The organism is Micromonospora sp. HK10 (assembly GCF_000982955.1).
In the GTDB taxonomy this organism is placed as follows: Bacteria; Actinomycetota; Actinomycetes; order Mycobacteriales; family Micromonosporaceae; genus Micromonospora.
In genome coordinates, this window is the sequence record NZ_KQ058814.1 from 29,131 (window position 1) to 45,877 (window position 16,747).

The 16,747-nt window shown below is 74.9% G+C and carries 14 protein-coding genes; 7 read left to right on the plus strand and 7 right to left on the minus strand.

Annotation, left to right across the window (positions count from 1 at the left end; genetic code table 11):
• The first annotated feature begins 135 nt into the window (after positions 1-135).
• On the plus strand, positions 136-1,248 hold the full coding sequence (locus LQ51_RS13425; protein WP_046565714.1) for an ATP-dependent DNA ligase: 1,113 nt from the start codon (positions 136-138) through the stop codon (positions 1,246-1,248).
• A 19-nt stretch (positions 1,249-1,267) separates the two neighbouring features.
• Complete coding sequence (locus LQ51_RS13430) at positions 1,268-2,872, plus strand: alpha/beta hydrolase (RefSeq protein WP_082159411.1); 1,605 nt, start codon at positions 1,268-1,270, stop codon at positions 2,870-2,872.
• 15 nt (positions 2,873-2,887) lie between these two features.
• On the opposite strand, the gene LQ51_RS13435 is transcribed toward LQ51_RS13430, so the two are convergent.
• On the minus strand, positions 2,888-4,189 hold the full coding sequence (locus LQ51_RS13435; protein ID WP_046565716.1) for a YncE family protein: 1,302 nt from the start codon (positions 4,187-4,189) through the stop codon (positions 2,888-2,890).
• A 159-nt stretch (positions 4,190-4,348) separates the two neighbouring features.
• Between LQ51_RS13435 and LQ51_RS13440 the strand changes: the two genes are divergently transcribed.
• Positions 4,349-5,632, plus strand: coding sequence for a helix-turn-helix domain-containing protein (locus tag LQ51_RS13440; protein WP_231605735.1), 1,284 nt, complete (start codon positions 4,349-4,351; stop codon positions 5,630-5,632).
• An 82-nt stretch (positions 5,633-5,714) separates the two neighbouring features.
• On the plus strand, positions 5,715-6,167 hold the full coding sequence (locus LQ51_RS13445; RefSeq protein WP_046565718.1) for a GNAT family N-acetyltransferase: 453 nt from the start codon (positions 5,715-5,717) through the stop codon (positions 6,165-6,167).
• 24 nt (positions 6,168-6,191) lie between these two features.
• Here the strand turns inward: LQ51_RS13445 and LQ51_RS13450 are convergent, their stop codons facing one another.
• From LQ51_RS13450 to ligD, 5 genes are all read right to left on the minus strand, one after another.
• Positions 6,192-6,914, minus strand: coding sequence for an ABC transporter ATP-binding protein (locus tag LQ51_RS13450; protein ID WP_046565721.1), 723 nt, complete (start codon positions 6,912-6,914; stop codon positions 6,192-6,194).
• A complete protein-coding gene (locus LQ51_RS13455) occupies positions 6,914-7,906 on the minus strand; it encodes an ABC transporter ATP-binding protein (RefSeq protein WP_046565722.1) in 993 nt (330 codons plus the stop codon). The genes LQ51_RS13450 and LQ51_RS13455 overlap by 1 nt, the downstream gene beginning before the upstream one ends.
• On the minus strand, positions 7,906-10,632 hold the full coding sequence (locus LQ51_RS13460; protein ID WP_046565804.1) for an ABC transporter permease: 2,727 nt from the start codon (positions 10,630-10,632) through the stop codon (positions 7,906-7,908). Before LQ51_RS13460 ends, LQ51_RS13455 begins: the two co-directional genes overlap by 1 nt.
• 43 nt (positions 10,633-10,675) lie before the next feature.
• Positions 10,676-13,870 (minus strand): FtsX-like permease family protein, encoded by a 3,195-nt coding sequence (locus LQ51_RS13465; RefSeq protein ID WP_046565725.1) that lies wholly within the window; start codon positions 13,868-13,870, stop codon positions 10,676-10,678.
• A 111-nt stretch (positions 13,871-13,981) separates the two neighbouring features.
• The gene (ligD, locus tag LQ51_RS13470) at positions 13,982-15,007 is read right to left on the minus strand and encodes a non-homologous end-joining DNA ligase (protein ID WP_046565727.1); all 1,026 of its coding nucleotides are present in this window, start codon (positions 15,005-15,007) and stop codon (positions 13,982-13,984) included.
• Positions 15,008-15,054: 47 nt separating this feature from the next.
• On the opposite strand from ligD, the gene msrB reads away from it, so the two are divergent.
• Together msrB and LQ51_RS31255 are read left to right on the plus strand one after the other, a co-directional pair.
• Positions 15,055-15,465, plus strand: coding sequence for a peptide-methionine (R)-S-oxide reductase MsrB (gene msrB / locus LQ51_RS13475; protein WP_046565728.1), 411 nt, complete (start codon positions 15,055-15,057; stop codon positions 15,463-15,465).
• Positions 15,466-15,500: 35 nt separating this feature from the next.
• Positions 15,501-15,872: a hypothetical protein gene (locus tag LQ51_RS31255; protein ID WP_052744868.1), complete on the plus strand. Its 372-nt coding sequence runs from the start codon at positions 15,501-15,503 to the stop codon at positions 15,870-15,872.
• A 66-nt stretch (positions 15,873-15,938) separates the two neighbouring features.
• Here LQ51_RS31255 and LQ51_RS13485 read toward each other — a convergent pair whose 3' ends face one another.
• Positions 15,939-16,214: an isoamylase early set domain-containing protein gene (locus LQ51_RS13485; protein WP_046565732.1), complete on the minus strand. Its 276-nt coding sequence runs from the start codon at positions 16,212-16,214 to the stop codon at positions 15,939-15,941.
• Positions 16,215-16,370: 156 nt separating this feature from the next.
• On the opposite strand from LQ51_RS13485, the gene LQ51_RS13490 reads away from it, so the two are divergent.
• Complete coding sequence (locus LQ51_RS13490) at positions 16,371-16,631, plus strand: hypothetical protein (RefSeq protein WP_046565734.1); 261 nt, start codon at positions 16,371-16,373, stop codon at positions 16,629-16,631.
• The last annotated feature ends 116 nt before the right edge of the window (positions 16,632-16,747 follow it).

Consider the following 16,747-nt stretch of genomic DNA (forward strand, 5'->3'; position numbering starts at 1 on the left):
GCCGCGAACGGTAGCCCTGACCTGCGGTTTCATCATCCGGGCGGGGGTGACGAAGGCGCCCCGAGCGGGACACGTCGCCGCGAGCGGGCGGTGATCTGCCTCACGGCCGTCGGTGGGGTCTGATTGACTGTCGCCGTGGACCTGCCGATCAACCCGCCGGTCGAGCCGATGCTGGCCAAGAGCGTGCCCCAGCTGCCCACCGGCCCCGGGATGACGTACGAGCCGAAGTGGGACGGCTTCCGCTGCATCGTCTTCCGGGACGGCGACGAGGTCGAGCTGGCCAGCCGGGGCGGCAAGACGATGACGCGCTACTTCCCGGAGGTGGTCGAGCAGGCGCGCCGCCAGCTCCCGGCGCGGTGCGCGGTCGACGGCGAGCTGATCGTGATCCGCCGCGACGGGCCGGGCGGCCAGCCGCGACTCGACTTCGAGCTGCTCGCGCAGCGGATCCACCCGGCCGCCTCCCGGGTGAAGCTGCTCGCCGAGACCACCCCGGCCGACTTCGTCGCCTTCGACCTGCTGGCCCTCGACGACGAGCTGCTGACCGACCGGCCCTATCCGGAGCGCCGGGCGGCGCTGGAGAAGGCGCTCGCCAAGGTCCGCCCGCCGGTGCACGTCACGCAGGTCACCACCGATCCGGATACCGCCCGGCGCTGGTTCGACGTGTTCGAGGGCGCCGGGCTGGACGGTTTGATCGTCAAGCCGGCCGACCTGCCGTACGAGCCGGGCAAGCGGCTGATGTTCAAGGTCAAGCACGCCCGCACCGCCGACGCCGTGGTGGCCGGCTTCCGCTGGCACAAGTCCGGCCCGGTGGTCGGCTCGCTGCTGCTCGGCCTCTACGACGACGCCGGCGTGCTGCACCACATCGGGGTCAGCTCGTCGTTCACCGCGGCCCGGCGCAAGGAGCTGCTCGACGAGCTGGAGCCCTACCGCGACGCGGGCGCGGACCACCCGTGGGTGCACGGCGACCACGAGCGGGGCCAGCGCATTCCGGGCGGGGTGAGCCGGTGGACCGGCACCAAGAACCTGGAGTGGGAGCCGCTGCGTCCGGCGCTGGTGGTCGAGGTCGGCTATGACGCCATGGAGGGCGACCGGTTGCGGCACACCGCCCAGTTCATCCGCTGGCGGCCGGACCGGGATCCCCGTTCCTGCACCTACGAGCAGCTCGAGCGCCCGATCCGCTACGACGTGGACCAGGTGCTGCGCGGCGACCCGGCGGCGACCGTCGGCGGCGAGGGCGGGCGGGCGTAGCCTGGCCGTCGACACGATCATGGAAGGCTGGCACGTGATCCGCTTCTCCGACCGGCCGCGCCGGGCCTGGGCCGCGCTGGCCGGGCTGGTCGCCGTGGTGCTGCTCAGCACCGGCTGCACGCTGCCGGTGATCGCCCCGCGCACCGAGGGCCAGGGCGCGGCGGCCGCGCCGGGCGCCGCCCCGACCTGGCGGGCCTGCCCGGAGGTGCCCGACGAGCTGGTCGGCCGGGGCGCGGCGGGCATGCGGTACGAGTGCGCCCGGATCGCCGTACCCCGCAACTGGGGCGCCGGGGCGACCACCGGCGCGACGGCCGGTCCGGGCGCCGGGGAGACCTTCGAGATCGCCCTCATCCGGATCCGCTCCAACCGGCAGCACGACCGGATCGGGTCGCTGGTGGTGAACCCGGGCGGTCCCGGCGCCTCCGGGGTGGACACCGCCGTCTACCTGTCGTTCGGGTCGGGCTTCGGCGGGCTGCCGGCCGCGGTGACCGACCGGTTCGACATCGTCGGCTTCGACCCGCGCGGGGTGGCCCGGTCCAGTCCCGTGAAGTGCATCTCCGACGGCGACCTGGACGCCAGCTTCGGCTACGATCCCGACCCGGAGAGCCAGGCGTCGTTCGACGGCTTCGTCGACCTCAACCGGCGGGTCGGGCAGCGCTGCGGCGCCAAGTACGGCGACCAGCTCCCGCTCTACGGCACGGAGCAGGCGGCGCGGGACATGGACGCGGTGCGCGCGGCCGTCGGCGACGACAAGCTGACCTACCTCGGCTACTCGTACGGCACCCTGCTCGGGGCCACCTACGCCCAGCTCTACCCACAGCGGGTACGCGCGCTGGTGCTCGACGGGGCGGTGGACCCGCGGCAACAGCTGATCGCCGGGTCGGAGAGCCAGGCGAAGGGTTTCGAGCGGGCGTTCGACAACTTCTCCCGCTGGTGCGCGGCGAACGCCGGCCGGTGCCCGATCGCGCCGGACGCCCGGGGCGCGGTCACCTCCGCCATCGACAAGGCCCGGGTCTCCCCGGCACGGGGCCGGGACGGCCGGGAGGCGACCTCCGGTTGGGTGTTCTACGCGGTGATCTCCTCGCTCTACACGGAGACCGGCTGGCAGGAGCTGGCCCGGGCGATCGACGCGTTGCAGGGCGGCGACCCGACCGGGGTGTTCACCCTCGCCGACGCGTACGCGGGCCGCGAGGAGGACGGGCACTACACCAACCTGTTCGACGCGAACATGGCGGTGAACTGCGCCGACGAGACGGAGAAGCCGACCCGCGAGCGGATCCGGCAGCTCCAGTCGCAGTGGCGGACGACGTACCCGCTGTTCGGGCCGGCGCTGGCGGTGGGGATGCTGGGCTGCGTCGAGTGGCCCGGCGGGCGGGACCCGTACCCGACCGGCCGGGCGGTCGGCGCGCCGCCGATCGTGGTGGTGGGCACCACCGGCGACCCGGCCACGCCCTACGAGCAGACCGCCGCGCTGGCCTCGATGCTGGGCGTCGGACGGGTGCTCACCTGGGAGGGCGAGGGGCACACCGCGTACCCGCAGACCGCCTGCGTGACCGAGGCGGTGGACGCGTACCTGATCTCGCTCACCGTGCCCCGGGCGGGGCTGCGCTGCCCCGCCCGGTGACGGCGTGCCGGCCGCTCAGCCGGCCGCCGGCGGCGTCCAGCCCACCGGCAGATGGCCGATGCGGACCCGCTGCGGGTGGTCGCCGACCGGCACGCTGGTGACCTTCTGCCCGGTGGCGAAGTTGATCGCGGTGACCTGGTCGGCACCGGACTCGGAGATCACGCAGTCCTGGCCGTCCCCGCTGACCGTGGCCCAGTACGGCTTGCTGGCCGGCACCAACGTGCCCTCCCGCAGGGCGGCGCGGTCGACGACGGTGGCGTAGTCGTCCATGGTGCCGGCCACGCAGAGCCGGCCGCCGTCCGGACTGACCGACAGACCGTGGTGGCGGGAGTCGTTCACCCAGGTGGTGCGGTCCTCGCTGGTGGCCGGGTTCTTCGGCAGGGTGGCGACGCGGGTGATCCGGTCGGTGGCGACGTCGTACTCGACGAGGCCGTTGAAGAAGGAGACCTGGAAGTAGAGCTTGCTGCCGTCCGGGGTGAAGACGGCCGGGCGGACCGCGTCGGAGAGGTCCCGCCGGCCGGCGGCGTCCAGCCGGGACCGCATGTCGATGACCTTCACCACCTGGAACGTGGTGGCGTCGGCGATGGTGATCCGCCGGTCCCCCTTGGTCCAGTCCAGCCAGGGCGCGTCCAGGTCGGTGTTCACCTCGCCGATGGACATGTTCCACACGTACCGGCCGCCGTCGGTGAAGATGTTCTCGTGCGGCTTGTCGCCGGTGGCGAAGGAGCCGAGCTGCTGGCCGGTGCGGATGTCGAGCACGTGCACGGTGTTGCCGGTGGAGGCGGAGACGGCGACCCGGGTGCCGTCCGGGGAGACGGCCATGTGGTCGGAGCGGTAGCCGGAGACCGGGAAGCGCCAGCGCAGGGCCCCGGTGGCCAGGTCGATGGCGACGACGTCGGCGAAACTGGGCCGGGACACCACCAGCGCGGACCCGTCCGGGGTGGTGTACATGTCGTCGACCAGTTGATCGTGGCCCTCCCCCGGGCCCTGCCGGATGCCAAGAAAGAATGCCAGCCGGATCGGGTTGAGGTAGATCTCACGCAGCCGCTGGGCCCGGTCCGGGACGACGTTGATCCGGCCCAGCCGGGCGTAGTCGCCGCGGGAGCGGATGACGTCCGCGGTGCCGTCCCAGTTGTTGCCCACGAACATCACCTCCTGCAGGGCCGCCGCGGCCGGCTGCGCGGCCTGCGGCAGCTGCGCGACACGGGGTGCCGCGGCCACCGGGGCCGCCGGGGCGGCGAGGGCGAGGGCCGCGAGCGCGGCGAGGGCGGCCCGGCGGCCGCGCGGGCGGGACGGGTGCGGCGGTGCGGGGGTCATGGCGCCTCCTGGGAGCCGGTTTGGGGATTGACGTTCCTCTTTGCCGATGGCGGTGTTACCTTGCGGTAACAACCAGGGAAACAGCCGGCCGCGAGCACCCGATAGGGGCCGGACGCCAACAGCCGGCCGGGCCGGTTGTGCCGCGATGACAACGGCGCGATGACAACGGGAGGCGCGGAGGCGATGGCCCGGACCGGAAGCCCGAGCCCCTTCGCGACGCTGCTGCGCGACCTGACCGGCGACGCGCTGGCCGTCGAGGAGGTGGTCCGCGCCGCCCGCGAGCACTCCCCCGAGGTGGCCCGGCTCCCCCCGGGAGAGGTCCGCCGGCAGGTCGTCACCCTGCTCACCAGCGGGCTCGGCGCGCTGGAACGCCGGGACGATCCGGCCGAGCGGGACTTCGCCGAGGCGCGCCGGCTGGGCGCCGACCGGGCGGCGCAGGGGGTGTCGGTCGCGGGGCTGCTGCGCGGCGTGCAGGCCGGCCGCAACCGCGCGGTGGAGCTGGTGGTGCGGCACGGGCGGGCGGCCGGCATACCGGACGACGTGCTGGTCGAAGGGCTGCTCACGATCAGCCGCTATGCCGGGGCGGTGGAACGGGCGGTGGTCGACGGTCACCGGGCCGCCGAGCGGCAACTGACCGCCGGCGGCGGCGCGGCCCGCGCCCGGCTGCTCCGCCGGCTGCTGCTCGGCCCGGCCGCCGGCGAGCCGACCCCGCCCGGACCGGCCGCCGGCGAGCCGACCGCCCTTGGACCGGCCGCCGACGAGCCGACCCCGCTTGGCCCGGCCGCGGGCGAGCCGACGCCGGATGGACCGGCCGCCGAGCTGACCCGGTTCGGCCTACGCCCGGACGGGCGCTACCACTGCCTGGTCGCGGAACGCCTCGACCCGGTGCGGGCGCACGCCGTGGCGCGCCGGTTCGCCCGGTGCGGCGGGGTGCTCGGCCCGGTCGAGGGCCGGTTCGCCGGCCTCGTCCCCCGGCTGCCGGAGAGCACCGCCGCCCTGCCGGACGTGCTGGTGGTGGCCGCGCCGGCCCGCCCGCTGGACCGGGCACCGGCGATGTACGCGCTCTGCGTCGCCGCGCTGCGCAGCGCGGCCCGCCGCCGGCTGCGCGGCGTGCACCTGGTCACCGACCTGGCCGGGGAGACCGCGCTGGACGCCCAGCCGGCCCTGGCCGAGCTGCTGCGGAGTGTCCTGCTGGCCGGCCTCGACCCCGCCGAGGAGTTCCACCGGGAGCTGGCCTCGACCGCGCTCGCCTGGCTGGACCACGGGCAGCGGCTGGACCAGGCGGCCGCCGCCCTGCACGTCCACCCGAACACCGTGCGGTACCGGCTGCGCCGGCTGCGGGACCTCACCGGCGGGCCGCCGGTCGAGGACGGACCGCGCTGGCCGGTACGCGAGACCCTGCACTGGTGGTGGGCGCTGCGCACCTGGCTGGACCAGCCCTGACCGCCGGCACCGGCGCATCGGCGCCGGACCGGCCCTGAACGCCGGCGCGCATCGGCGCCCGCCGCTGTGCCAGGCTTCCGGCATGACCGACGTGATCTTCCGGGAGGCGGTCCGCGCGGACCTGCCCGCCGTCATCGCCCTGCTCGCGGACGACGTGCTGGGCAAGGCCCGCGACTTCACCGAGGTGGACGCGGCGTACGAGAAGGCGTTCGCCGAGATCACCGCCGACGCGCGCAACCACCTCGTGGTGGTCGACCGCGACGGCGAGCTGGTCGGCTGCATGCAGATCACCGACATCCCGGGGCTGGGCCGGCACGGCGCCGAGCGGTCCCTGATCGAGTCGGTCCGGGTCCGCTCGGACCTGCGCGGCCAGGGGCTGGGCCGGGAGATGATGACCTGGGCGATCGACCGGGCCCGGGCGCGGGGCTGCGCGCTGGTGCAGCTCACCACCGACAAGTCCCGCGCCGACGCGCACCGCTTCTACCGCAACCTCGGCTTCGTGGCCAGCCACGAGGGCATGAAGTTGACCCTCTGAGATCTCCCCCGGCCCGGCCCCGGCTCAGTCGTCGGCCAGGCGGCCGTCGCGCATGGTGAGGGTACGGTCGGCCATCTCGATCAGGGCCGGGTCGTGGGTGGCCACCAGCGCGGTCATCCCGCGGGCGTGCACCACCGCCCGGAGCAGGTCCATGATCGAGCGCCCGGTCTCCGAGTCGAGCTGGCCGGTCGGCTCGTCGGCGATCAGCAGGTCCGGCTCGTTGGCCAGGGCCCGGGCCACCGCGACCCGCTGCTGCTGCCCACCGGAGAGCTCGTACGGGCGCTGCGCGGCGTGCCCGCCCAGGCCGACCAGCTCCAGCAGCACGGCCACCCGCTGCTCCCGCTCGGCCGCCGGCACCTTCGCCAGCCGCAGCGGCACCCCGACGTTCTCCGCCGCCGACAGGATCGGCACCAGGCCGAAGGTCTGGAAGACGAAGCCGACGGTGCCGCGGCGCAACGCGAGCAGCTCCCGCTCGCCGGCCGCCGTCACCTCGTGCCCGGCCACCCGGATCGTGCCGTGGTCCGGCCGGTCCAGCCCGCCGACCAGGTTGAGCAGGGTGGTCTTGCCGGCGCCGGAGCGTCCCCGGACCGCGACCAGCTCGCCCCGCCCGGCGACGAAGGAGACGTCCCGGACCGCGTGCACCGCGTGCTCGCCCCGGCCGAAGGTACGGCTCACCCCCTCGACCCGGACCACCTCCTCGGTGGTGGGCACCCGCACGGCCGGGGCCGCGAAAAGCTGCTCGCTCATCACTCACTCTCCTCGCTGTGCGCCCGGTCGCCGGGTCGCACCTCGACATGGTCCGGTTCCAGGTTGAGCCGGACCCGGTCGCGCAGGGACAGGGCGTCCACGAAGGACGCCGGGAGCTGCATCCGGCCCGTCCGGTCGAGCACCGCGTACTCCTCACTGACCAGCTCGGTGCTGCCGTCGGCGGCCAGCCGGGCGGTCCGGCGTACCTCCGAGGCGGTCCGGCCGTCGCGGATGGCGACGGTCCGCCGGACCTGGCTCGCCACGGCGTGGTCGTGGGTGACCACCACGATGGTGACGCCCAGCTCGGCGTTGATGGTGCGCAGCGCGGCGAACACCTCGGCGCCGGTCGCCTCGTCCAGCTCGCCGGTCGGTTCGTCGGCGAAGAGCACCTCCGGGTCGTTCGCCACCGCCACGGCCACCGCGCAGCGCTGCTGCTCGCCGCCGCTCATCTGGCCCGGGCGACGGTCGGCGCAGTAGCCGACGCCGACCAGGTCGAGCAGCTGCCGGGCCCGCTCCCGGCGGGCCCGGCGGCCGCCGCCGCGACCCGCCAGCTGCATCGGCAACTCCACGTTCTCCAGCGCGGTCAGGTAGGGCAGCAGGTTCCGGCCGGTCTGCTGCCAGACGAAGCCGACCACGTCCCGCCGGTAGCTCAGCCGCCGCCGGGCGGAGAGATTGAGCAGGTCGTATTCCGCCACCCGGGCGATGCCCGCGGTCGGGGTGTCGAGCCCGGAGAGGATGTTGAGCAGGGTGGACTTGCCGGACCCGGAGGCGCCCACGATGGCCACCAGCTCGCCCCGGTCGATGACCAGGTCCAGCCCCTGCAGGGCGAGCACCTCCACGCCCTCGGTCTTGAAGATACGGACCAGGCTGTCGCAGACGATGTGCCCGCGCAGCCGGTCCTGGCCGCCGGCCCGCTCGGCGGCGCGCTCGGCGGCGCGGCGCTGCAGGGCGGCCAGGTCCGGCACGGCGGGGCTCTGTGCGGTGGCGGTCATCAGCTCTCCTCTCCGAGCCGGAGCACCTCACCGAGGCGCATCCGGCGGTTGTTCAAAGCTTCGACGGCGACCGCAAAGCCGAGGGCGACCGCCCCCAACACGACGATCGCGGCGATGAGGCGGGGATCGAACGCCACCCGGACGGGGGCGCCGCCGGTGAAGGCCGACAGGCCGAGCACCGGGGTGAGCAGCACCGGCAGAAGCGCGCCGACCAGCGCGCCGGTGACCACCGACACGCCGACCAGCGGCCCCAGCTCCACCAGGAGCAGCGCCCGCCACTGCCGGCGGGACAGGCCGAGGGTGCGCAGCCGGGACAGCACCTGGCCGCGGGCCCGGGCGCCGGCCAGCACCACGAACGCGATCGCCAGCACGCCCAGCAGCGTTCCGCCGGCGGCGCCGGCGGCGAAGCCGAACACCAGCACGGCGTTCGCGCTGCCCTCGCCGACCTGGTGGCGGACCTCCGCCCAGGTGCGGACCTCCGCCTCGCGCGGCGGTTCGGCGCCGGCGACCGCCCCGTCCTGCTGGAAGCGGCGCTGGCCCTCGTTGCCCACGGCGCGCAGCTTCGCGACGTCCAGGTCGTCGCCGGCGACCAGGAAGCCGGTCGGTACGACGGCGTGGTCGGTCCGGGGCACCGACTGCCAGGGCAGGATGACGAACCGGTGGCTGTCCGTCCGGAGCATCGGGAAGGTGTCCGCCCGCTCCGCTACCCTGAACTCGTAGCGCTGGCCCTGCACGGCGACGAAGGCACTGCCGTCCAGACCGGCATCGGCCAGGTCGGCGGCGACCGTCGCGGAGACCACCGCGGGCAGCGGGCCGGACTGCGCGCCGGGGGCGGCGAGCAGCGCGGCGGGCACGTCCACGGGTACGCCGGACTCCCGGACCACCCGGGCCATGGCCGGCCCGTCGACCAGCAGCACGGTGACGTCGCCGAGCCGGGCGTCCCCGCCCTTGGCGTCCTTGGCCAGGCGCTGACCCGCCTCCTGCGCCACCGGCCCGGTCGCCCGCACCCCGGGCAGCCGTTCCAGTTCGGCGCCGGTCTCCGGGGCCAGCCGCGCGGCCTGGATGAGCGCGTCGGCGGGCACCTGCCGGCTGGCCGCACCGTCCCGGCTCGTCTCGAGCCCGCCGGCGAGGACCGCGCAGAAGGCCGCGGTGGCGATGGCCAGCACCACGACCACCAGCGGGGTGGTGACCACGGCCCGGCCGGCGCGGGCGGTGCCCAGGAAGGCGACGCTGCCCCGGGTCCGGGCCGCGAGCCGGCTGAGCAGCCGCAGCGGCCACGGGTAGAGCCGGACGGCCAGCACCGCTCCGCCGACGGCGAGCAGCACCGGGACGGAGACCAGGAGCGGGTCGATCTCACCGGGGACGAGGCCGCGGCGGCGCAGCAGCACGACCGCGAGCACGGCGAGCAGCAACAGGGCCGCCTCCGCGGTGATCCGGCGCGCCGAGGGGCGCAGCTTGATCAGGTCGCGCCGGCCGCCGCCACCGGTCGGCGCGGCGAGTGCGGCCACCGGCAGCACCAGCGTCACCAGGACGGCCGCGACCACGGCGAGCGCCGCGCTGTTCCCCGGCGCTCCGGGCGCCAGGTTTCCGAGGAGCCAACCGACCGCGGCGGCGGGCAGCATCACCAGCAGGCACTCGGCGAGGCTGCGGCGGGCCACGGTGACGCCCGTGCCGCCCCGGGCACGCAACAGGGTGAGCTCGGTCCGGCGCCGGCGGACGGTCAGGCCGGCGGCCAGCAGGACCAGCCCGGCCAGGGTCGCCAGCACGCCGGCCGCGATCACCGCGAGGACCGTACGGGCGGCGGCCACCTCCACCAGGAACTGCCGCAACGGGATGTCGAGGCCCTGGACGAGAGTGACGCCCTTCGCCCGCTGACCCATCCGCTGCAAGCTGTCGATGAGCCCGGGCACGTCCCGCGCGTCGAAGCCGTCCGCGACCAACCGGTACCGCCAGCCGAACCGCAGACCCCAACCGTCGCGGGAGAGGCGGTCCAGCGACGCCCGGTCGGCGACCCCGTACGCGATGAACGGCTGCGCGTCCCCCGGCGGCTCGACCACGTGCAGGATCGACGGCAGGCCCTGCCAGATGCCGTCCGAACGGTCTCGGGGTTCGAAGACGCCGACCACGGCGATCGGTACCGGCTTGAGCTTCTTCGACGACTCGTCGTCGCCATCCGACGGGACCGTGAGGGTCAGCTTGCTGCCGGCCCGCAGGTTCAGCTTGCGGGCGACCTCGGCGGAGAGCGCCACCTGGATCGGCTGATCGACCCGCACCCCCGGCTCGGGCCAGTGCCCGTCGATCAGGGTGCCGGCGTCGGCGATCCCGGGCAGCTGCCGTAGCCCGAGGTCGACCAGCAGGTTCTTCGCCGCCAGGTCCGGGCCTCGGACCCGGCCGGCGTCGGTCTCCGCGGTGAACCACCGCTGGGCGACCAGTCGCCGCACGTCCGGCGGCATCTCGTTCTGCTTCCGGTCCAGGTCGGCCTCGAAGGCGTCCATCAACGAGGTGCCGTTGCCGGCATTGAAGATCGGATCCGGGGTCGTGTAGGTCACGTCCCGCCGCTCGGCCGGCTGGCTGGCCATGAGTGTCCGCAGGCCCTCGTCGGTGCGCGAGTTGATCAGCCGGGGTCCCGCGCTGATCAACATCATGACGACCATCGCCAGCGCCGCGAGCAGCAGGAACTGTCCGCCGTACGCCCGGATCCGCCGGGCGATCGCGCCGATGCTCATCTCGCCGCCTCCACGCTCGTGGTTGTCGCTCCGCTCCACCCGGTCACCGGTCTCCCCCGATCCGCAGCTGTGCCGCCGCCACCCGCTGCCGGATGCCGAGGGCGATGAACGCACTGAAGGCCAGCGCCGCCAGCAGCAGGCCGACAGCGGTCACCCCGACCGGCGTCCACGGCAGCACGAAGGCCGCCTCGGGCACCGGCCGGCTGGCCGACGGGGTGAGGATGACCAGCGGGGCCATCGTCACGCCCACCGCCGCGCCCAGCAGCAACCCGACCCCGACCCCCAGGCCGGCCAGGAAGGTCTGCTCGGCCAGCAGCGCCCGGGCCAGCAGCCGGGGGGCGGCGCCGAGCGTGTGCAGCACGGCGAACTCCCCGAGCCGGTGCCGGGCGGTCGCCCAGACGTCGACGATCAACCCGACGAGCGCCAGCAGCACCGAGCCGATCGCGGCGGCGAGGAGACCGGTCCGGGTGCCCTGCCAGTACGGGTCCTCGTCGGCGCTCTCGGCCACCTGCTGCCGGTCCAGCACGGTGACCCCGGGCAGGTCGGCGGCCGCGCGGGCCACGGTGCCCGGAGTGGCACCGGCGGTGCCCAGCCACCACTCCTGCACCGCCCGGACGGTGCCGCGGTCCCGGATCAGCCAGTCCACCGCGGCCGGCAGGTCCAGCAGCACCCCGTCGCCGGCGGTGGAGGGCACCGCGGCCACCTCGCCGACCACGGTGACCGGCAGCGACACCCCGGACAGCGACAGGGTGACCGTGTCGCCGGTGTGCAGGCTCAGCGCCTCGCGGACCCGGGGGGTCATCAGCGCCGGCACCGGCTTCTGGTCGCCGGCCGGCACCACCACGAAGCGGGACGAGTCCTGGTACGCGAACCGCCCGCCCGGCAGGAAGGTGACCTCGTTCTCGGCCGAGAGCCCGGTGGCCGTGGCCGAGACGGTCAGTCGGCCGGTGGGTTCGCCGTTGGTGGCCACCCAGGCGTCGCCGAGCTGCGCCGGCGTGGCCGTCCCGTCGGCGCCGACCAGCCGCAGGCCGGTCAGCTGCAACCCGTACGCCGTGCCGGCCACGTCACCGCCGTCGACCTCGAACCCGGCCAGCCGCAGCGGCTCCCCGGACGCGGGCAGTTTCACGGTGAAGCGGGTCGGCCGACCGTCGCCGTCCGTGTTCGCGACCGGCAGCCGGAAGGCCAGCCCGTCCGCCCGGGTCGCCAGCATCGACACGGCGATCGGGCGGGACGACAGGTTGTCGCGTACCGGGGTGCGGACCGTGCCGGTGATCGCCCTGGTGCCGGCGGGCAGCTCGACCCCGCCCGGCGCGTTGCGCGCCCGGACCTGCCGGTCGAACAGCGTCCCCACCGGCTCGTCGGTCAGCCGGTCGTCGAGCCGCACCAGCTGCGCCGCGGTCGCCGCGTCGAGGCTCACCACCGTGGCGGGCAGGTCGGCGCGACCGACCCGGATCTCGTCCCGCCAGGCCGGCGACACGCGGTCCACCCCGGTCAGCGCCTCGAGCTGCCCGGCCCGTCCGATCGGGGCGATCCCGTTGCGCTCGGTGATCCGCAGGTCGGCGCCGACGGTGTGGTCGGCCTGGTCGACCAGGGACCGCTCGCCGGTGGCGATCAGCGACCAGGCGAGGGTGCTGCCGCCGACGGCGAGCGCGAGCAGCAGCACCGGCCCGGCGTGCGGCCGGCGGCCCGCCTGCCACATGCCGAGGATGGTGGCGGTCCACAACTTCCGGTCGACGAAGCGCTCGGCGAACCGGGTCGCGGGCGGGAGCAGCCGGAGCGCCACCACCGCACCGGCCAGCACGCCCAGGGTCGGCGCGGCGACCAGCAGCGGGTCCACCCCGAGCCGCCCGGCCGCGCCGGTCACCGGCGAGGAGTACTGGCGCAGCTGCGTCCAGGCCAGCACCGCGAACGCGACCAGCACCAGGTCGAGGCTGGCCCGCTGCACGGTGGCGCTGCGGTTCGGCCGGGACCGGGCCGCCAGGTCGGCCACGTACGTGCCCGCCCCGCGCAGGGTCGGGGCGACCATCGCGAGCAGACAGCCGGCGGCGGCGGCCGCCGCCGCCACCCAGAGCAGGGTGGGGCTGCCGCCGGTGAGCGCCAGGGCGCTCGAACGGCCGCTCATCCGGCTCAGCGTCTCGGCGGCGAGCAGCGGCCCCAGCACGGCGGCCGGCAGGACGACCAGGGTCGCCTCGCGGGCGGCGAGGCCCGCCAGTTGCCGTCGCGCGGCCCCTCGGGCCCGCAGCAGGGCGGTCTGGCTCCGCCGGTCCTCGTGCAGCAGCGCGGCGACCAGCACCAGCGCGTACCCGCCGAGGACCACGATCAGCAGCACCGGCGTGGCCAACGAGGAGCGACCCACGAGGTCCGCCCGGGCGATCCGGTTGAGCAACCCCTCCATCGCCGTGACGACCTGTGCGGAGGAGCCGAGCCCGGCCTCCTCGGGCACGTCGGTGACGGCATGGGCGAGCGCCTGCCGGACGTCGAGCAGCCGGCCGTTCCGGGCCGCCGCGGCGAGATCCGGCTCGACCACCCACCAGCCGGAGACCGAGCCCGGGAAGGTGCTGGCGAAGTCCGCCGGGTCCAGCACGAACGGCCCGTACGAGGTGTCGGAGGCGGCCGCGCTGTCCGCGCCCACGCCCGGCGCCAACCGCCAGTACGCCTCGGCGGGGTCCCGCGGTCGCCAGGTGCCCACGAGCACCATGGTGCTGGCCCGCTCGGTGCTGCGGTCGAGCACCGGCACCCGCTCACCGACGGTCATCCCCAGCGCGCCGGCGACCTTCTCGGGGAGCGTCACCTGCAGCGGTTTCGCCCCCGGGGCGGGCCAGGCGCCGTCGACCAGGTCGGCGTGCGCGGGCAGGTCGTCCAGGCTCCCCAGGTTGGCGAAGATGGGGTCGTCGTCGGTGCGGATCCGCGGGCTGAGGTCGCCGGTCAGTTCCCGACCACCGCCGTACCGGGCACCGGTGACGGTGACCGGGGTGCCACCGAGACCGGTGGCGAATCCGGTCCGCAGCGCCTGGTCCCGGGCGGCCAGCTCGGCGGCGTTCTTGCCGCCGGCGCCGCTCATCAGGATGCTCCGCTCCGCCAGCGAGGCCTTGCTCAGCAGCGCCCGCTGCCCGGCCTCCACCGCCCGGCGGTTGTAGTCGGTGAGCCCCGTGACCAACGCGACCGCGACCAGCGCCGCGGCCACCGCGGCCAGCAGCAGTCCGCGCGCCTCGTTGGCCCGCCTCAACACCAGTCTCATCCGGCCCTCCCCTGGCCCCGTCGGGCCGATGCTCTCCAAGAGCGGGCGGGGGCCGGGAAAGGTTCGCGCGCGTTACGTGATCGTTATCGGCCGCGTGGTGGCGCGCGACGGTCAGTCGCGGGGTCGGTCCCGGTCCTTGGAGGGCTGCACCCGCTTCGGCTCGCCGGGCATCTTCGGATACTCCGGGGGGTACGGCAGGTCGCCCTGCCCGGCGGCGGCGTCCCGGTCGGCCCACTCCAGCAGCGGGCTGATGTCCCACGGGGCGTCGTCGATGCCGGCGTGCGGGTCACCGCGCTCGGCGAACCGGGCCGGCACGCTGCCCAGGTGGAAGTCGTCCGGGTCCACGTCGGGCAGCTCGTCCCAGTCGACCGGGGCGGAGACGGTGGCTCGGCCGTTGGCCCGCAGCGAGTACGCGCACGCGATGGTGCGGTCCCGGGCCATCTGGTTGAAGTCGACGAAGACCCGGCTGCCGCGCTCCTCCTTCCACCAGGCGGTGGTGACCAGCTCTGGGCGGCGGCGCTCCAACTCCCGGGCCAGGGCGATGGTGGCCCGGCGTACCTCGACGAACGTCCAGCGCGGGTGGATCCGCAGGTAGACGTGGACGCCCCGGCCGCCGGAGGTCTTCGGCCAGCCGGTCGCGCCCAGCTCGTCGAGGAGGGCCCGCAGCTCGCCGGCGGCGGTGGCCGCGTCGGTGAAGTCGGTGCCGGGCTGCGGATCCAGGTCGATGCGCAGCTCGTCCGGGCGGTCGACGTCGGCGGCACGCACCGGCCACGGGTGGAAGACCACGGTGCCCATCTGCGCCGCCCAGGCCACGTGCGCCAGGTCGGCCGGGCAGAGCTCGGCGGCCTTCCGGCCGCTGGGGAAGCTGATCTCCGCGGTCGCCACCCACGGGGGTACGCCGCGGGCGGGCACCCGCTTCTGGAAGAACATCTCCCCCTCGATGCCCTCGGGGAAGCGTTGCAGCGTGGTGGGCCGGTCGCGGAGGGCTCGCATGATCCCCTCGCCGACCGACAGGTAGTAGTGGAAAACGTCCGCCTTGGTGAACCCGCGCTCCGGGAAGATCACCCGGTCCGCGCTGCTCAGCCGCACGGTGTGCCCGGCGACCTCGATCTCCTCGACTGCCTTGCTGGCGACCATTGCGCGACCATATGCGATGGCACCGACGCGCGACGTACGGTTGACCGGTGAGTCTTTCCGACAACGAACTGCCCCGTACCGAGGACGACTGGCGGGTCCGGCTGAGCCCCGAGGAGTTCCGGGTGCTCCGCGAGGCCGGCACCGAGGCCCCGTGGACCGGCGAGTACGTCGACACCAAGACCCCCGGCGTCTACCACTGCCGGGCCTGCGGCGCGGAGCTGTTCCGCAGCCAGGACAAGTTCGACTCGCACTGCGGCTGGCCGAGCTTCGACGACGCCATCCCGGGGGCGGTCAAGGAGATCCCCGACAACACCCTGGGCATGCGGCGCACCGAGATCCGCTGCGCCCGCTGCGACAGCCACCTGGGCCACGTGTTCGAGGGTGAGGGCTTCACTCCGAAGGACATCCGGCACTGCGTGAACTCGCTCTCCATCCGGCTGGAGCCGACCGGCGGCTGAGCCCACCCTTGCCCCGCCACGCTACTGATGGCGGCATGCCAGATCTCGACCTGCGGCGGCTCGCCGCCGTGGACATGTACGGCTCGGCCGGCTCGCCGGTCCGGCGACGGGTGATCCTCGTGGAGTTCGTCGCCGGGCTGGTGGGCTGCGTCGCGCTCGGTGTCTGGGCGGCGCGCGGCGGCGGCCCGGTCCGCGCCGGTTTTGGCGCCTACCTCGCGCTGGTGGGCCTCAACTACGCGCCGCTCGCGCTGCACGCGGTGCGGCTCAGCCGCCGGGGCGCACTGGACCGGGAGCTGGCGGGCGTCGACATCCCCGCCGCGCTGCGCCACTACACGCCGCGACAGTTCTGGCTCGCCGTGCCGGTGCTGCCGCTCGTGCTCGCCGTCCGGCAGGCCCGCCAGCGCTGACCCGGCCACACGGTCCCGGTGGCCATCTGATCGGCCGTCGGAACCGGCTCCGGGACCGGCGGCGGGTCACAGGCGCAGCGTGCCGCCCTGCTCGTCGACGTGGTCGGCGGACTCGTCGTCCAGCCAGACGCCACCGGTGGCCAGGTAGCGGAACCGGTACTCCCCCGGGCCGAGCCGGATGGTCACCGTCCGGGTGCCGTCCCGGCGGCCGATGAGCTCGTGCCGGCCGGGCTCCCAGCCGTTGAAGCAGCCGACCACGCTCACGGTGCCGGGCGGGGCGTCCCGGGGCAGGCAGAAGGTGACCCGGGTCTGGGTGCCGAACAGCTTGTTGCGCTTGATCACGGGGTCCTCCGGGTGTTTCGCGCCGTCACCGGGCCTAACGCGCGACACGCCGGGGGCGACGCGCCGTCGAGCCGGACCAGGTTCGCCGGTTCCGGTTGCCGGCGGGTGTCCGGTGCCGGACGCTGTGATGACGGGTCCGTTTTCGGGGGGTTTCAGATGGCAACGTGCGAGGTCTGCGGCAACGACTACTGGATGGCGTTCGAGGTGCGTACGGTGAACGGCGCCACGCACACCTTCGACTCCTTCGAGTGCGCCATCCACCGGATGGCACCCATCTGCGAGCACTGCCAGATCAAGATCGTCGGCCATGGTGTCGAAGTTTCCGGCCGGTTCTTCTGCTCGGCCCACTGCGCCCGCGCGGTCGAGGGCGAGCAGGGCGCCGAGATCCGCGACGCGGTGGGCGCCCGCCCCGCCTGACCCACCCCGCCACACGGGCCGGCGCGTGCCTTCCCAGATGACCGCGCCTCGCCCCGGTCATCGGGCCGGCAACTGCGCCATGGTGATGCCCTTGTCCACCACCAGCAGCCCGGCGG

Excerpts from the sequence above, each read along its gene's own strand:
- LQ51_RS13430 (WP_082159411.1), top strand. The coding sequence starts at position 1,268 with ATGGAAGGCTGGCACGTGATCCGCTTCTCCGACCGGCCGCGCCGGGCC.
- LQ51_RS13435 (WP_046565716.1), bottom strand. The coding sequence starts at position 4,189 with ATGACCCCCGCACCGCCGCACCCGTCCCGCCCGCGCGGCCGCCGGGCC.
- LQ51_RS13440 (WP_231605735.1), top strand. The coding sequence starts at position 4,349 with ATGACAACGGGAGGCGCGGAGGCGATGGCCCGGACCGGAAGCCCGAGC.
- LQ51_RS13445 (WP_046565718.1), top strand. The coding sequence starts at position 5,715 with ATGACCGACGTGATCTTCCGGGAGGCGGTCCGCGCGGACCTGCCCGCC.
- LQ51_RS13450 (WP_046565721.1), bottom strand. The coding sequence starts at position 6,914 with ATGAGCGAGCAGCTTTTCGCGGCCCCGGCCGTGCGGGTGCCCACCACC.
- LQ51_RS13455 (WP_046565722.1), bottom strand. The coding sequence starts at position 7,906 with ATGACCGCCACCGCACAGAGCCCCGCCGTGCCGGACCTGGCCGCCCTG.
- LQ51_RS13460 (WP_046565804.1), bottom strand. The coding sequence starts at position 10,632 with ATGAGCATCGGCGCGATCGCCCGGCGGATCCGGGCGTACGGCGGACAG.
- LQ51_RS13465 (WP_046565725.1), bottom strand. The coding sequence starts at position 13,870 with ATGAGACTGGTGTTGAGGCGGGCCAACGAGGCGCGCGGACTGCTGCTG.
- ligD (WP_046565727.1), bottom strand. The coding sequence starts at position 15,007 with ATGGTCGCCAGCAAGGCAGTCGAGGAGATCGAGGTCGCCGGGCACACC.
- LQ51_RS31255 (WP_052744868.1), top strand. The coding sequence starts at position 15,501 with ATGCCAGATCTCGACCTGCGGCGGCTCGCCGCCGTGGACATGTACGGC.
- LQ51_RS13490 (WP_046565734.1), top strand. The coding sequence starts at position 16,371 with ATGGCAACGTGCGAGGTCTGCGGCAACGACTACTGGATGGCGTTCGAG.